This window comes from Rhodococcus sp. EPR-147 (assembly GCF_001647185.1).
Classification (GTDB): Bacteria; Actinomycetota; Actinomycetes; order Mycobacteriales; family Mycobacteriaceae; genus Rhodococcoides.
The window spans coordinates 1-2,264 of sequence record NZ_LVCU01000047.1 but is presented as its reverse complement, the minus strand read 5'-3'; the positions used below and the strand labels follow the sequence as shown (position 1 = coordinate 2,264).

The 2,264-nt window shown below is 68.8% G+C and carries 3 protein-coding genes; all 3 read left to right on the top strand.

Annotated elements, in window-relative coordinates; all coding sequences use genetic code 11:
• The coding region (locus A2J02_RS02060; protein WP_068046110.1) for an ROK family protein at positions 1–852 on the top strand (852 nt) is incomplete at its 5' end.
• An 11-nt stretch (positions 853–863) separates the two neighbouring features.
• Positions 864–1,742, top strand: coding sequence for an alpha/beta fold hydrolase (locus A2J02_RS02055; protein ID WP_068046108.1), 879 nt, complete (start codon positions 864–866; stop codon positions 1,740–1,742).
• A 33-nt stretch (positions 1,743–1,775) separates the two neighbouring features.
• On the top strand, positions 1,776–2,264 hold a 489-nt coding region (locus tag A2J02_RS02050), incomplete at its 3' end, for a glycosyltransferase (protein WP_197477903.1).

The window sequence follows — 2,264 nt, the reverse complement described above, 5'->3', positions numbered from 1 at the left end:
TCTTCCGAGACAGCTCTTGCCTCCGTCACCCGTAGCGCAAATGCCTTTGCCGGACGCTGGCATCGCCGCACCCCGCTGTGGGTCGGGGTGGCGATCGGTGGACGCGTCGATACCGCGAGCGGCACCGTCGACCACCCGCGGCTGGGATGGGAGAACGGCCGAGTCGCCGGCATCATCGGCGGTGGCCTGGGGCTGCCGATCTCGGTCTCCGGCCACGTCGAGGCCATGGCGGCGTCGGAGCTGCTCCTTGCACCGCGGCTGTCGGACAGCGATGTGGCGCAGAGCACCAGCGGAACCTCGCTGTACTTCTACGCCCGTGAGACCGCGGGCATGGCGCTGACCATCGACGGCCGCGTGCACACCCCCACGAGCGGACCGGGCTCCATCGCGCACCTACCCACCGGATCGTCGGCGCTGTGCGACTGCGGGAATCGTGGATGCCTCGAGGCGTCCGTGAGCGATCGAGCGGCGGTCGCCGCTGCCGTGGACCGCAAAATTGTTGCACCGCAGCCTCATTCGAGCATCGCGGCGGTGTACCAGGCGGCGCGGGGTGGCTCGGAGGAGGCGCGGGAGCTGCTCGTCGAGCGGGCGCAGATTCTGGGTCGGACGGTGGCGCTGCTGCGCGACATGTTCAATCCGGACCGCGTCGTACTCGGAGGTCAGGCGTTCACCGCCTACCCGGCCGGAATTCCGCACGTGGGACGGGCCTTCGCCGCCCATTCGACGTTGGAGCGCAGGGACATTCGGGTGACCGGCTTCGGTGACAAGGTGCAGGAGTATGCCGCGACCGTGGTCTCCCTCAGCGCCCTGTACTCCGATCCGCTCGCCTCGATGCGCAGAGCGGCGGCGTAGGTTCACCCACTATGAGCAAGCCCGATACGAGCACCCGTGCAGCAGGACCGATTCGTCAGGCCACCGGCATCGACGGAGTCAACATCGTCTACCGCGTGAGCGGTGACCCAGCGGCGCGGCCACTGATCCTGCTGCACGGGTGGGCGCAGAGCTCGGCCTGCTGGGGCGAGGGACTGCTGGCCGACCTGGCGGAGCGCTATCGCGTTCTCGCGGTGGATCTACGCGGACACGGCTACTCCGACGCCCCGTCGGCCGGTTACGAAAACTCGAAGAACTGGGCGGGAGACGTGGCTGCCGTGCTGGCCGCCGAGAACATCACCGCCGACGCGGTGCTGCTGGGGTGGTCGTACGGCGGACTGGTGATCTGCGACTACCTCGCCGAACACGGCACGGGCGCGGTGGCGGGCATCGTGCTCGTCGGCGCGATCACCAGCATCGGCAGGGGAGAGGCAGGCGGCCGCGTCGGGACGGCGATGCGAGCGGCGATCCCCGGGGCGATGGCCGAGGAGCCTCGCGTCGCGATCAAGGCGCTCGGGAGTTTCGGGCACGCGCTGACCGGGCCAACGGAAGGTAAGGGCACCGAAGCGCAGGCGCTGTTCGGGCTGACACTGTCGACGAGGCCACGGGTTCGCGCCGCCCTGTTCGATCGAGCGGTCGGCCACGACGACCTGCTGCGCGGCCTCGACATCCCGGCGTTCGTGCTGCACGGAACCGAGGACACCGTCGTCGACGTCTCTGCCGGACGGCACGCTGCGGAGCTGATTCCCACGGCGGTGGCGTCGTACTGGGAGGGCGTCGACCACGGCCCGTTCGTAGCCGATCCGCAGCGATTCCTCACCGAGGTGAGCGAGTTCGTCGACGGTCTCGGTGTGAGGCAGGGCCAGCCGTGAGAAGGGGTAGTTATCGAGACGTAATGTGGAGGCGTGCACACTGAAGAAGTGACTGGACGCCAGCTGAACAGGGTCGCTGTGTTGTCCTTGCATACCTCCCCGCTGGCGCAGCCCGGAACGGGCGATGCGGGCGGCATGAACGTCTACGTGCTGCAGAGCGCTAAAGAGCTGGCCAAACGAGGTGTGGAGGTCGAGATCTTCACCCGCGCGACGGCGTCGACCGATGCTCCCGTCGTCGAGGCAGCTCCCGGTGTGCTGGTGCGCAACATCGTCGCGGGTCCGTTCGAGGGCTTGGACAAGCACGACCTGCCCACACAGCTGTGCGCGTTCGCAGCCGGGGTGCTGCGCGAGGAAGCGCGCCACGAACCCGGCTACTACGACCTGGTTCATTCGCACTACTGGCTCTCGGGGCAGGTCGGCTGGCTGGCGCGCGATCGCTGGGGAGTGCCCCTGGTCCACACCGCGCACACTCTCGCCGCGGTCAAGAACGCGTCTCTGGCGCAGGGCGACTCGCCCGAGCCC

What these genes read in the sequence shown, in the direction of transcription:
- A2J02_RS02055 (WP_068046108.1), top strand. Translation starts at nt 864, where the DNA reads ATGAGCAAGCCCGATACGAGCACCCGTGCAGCAGGACCGATTCGTCAG.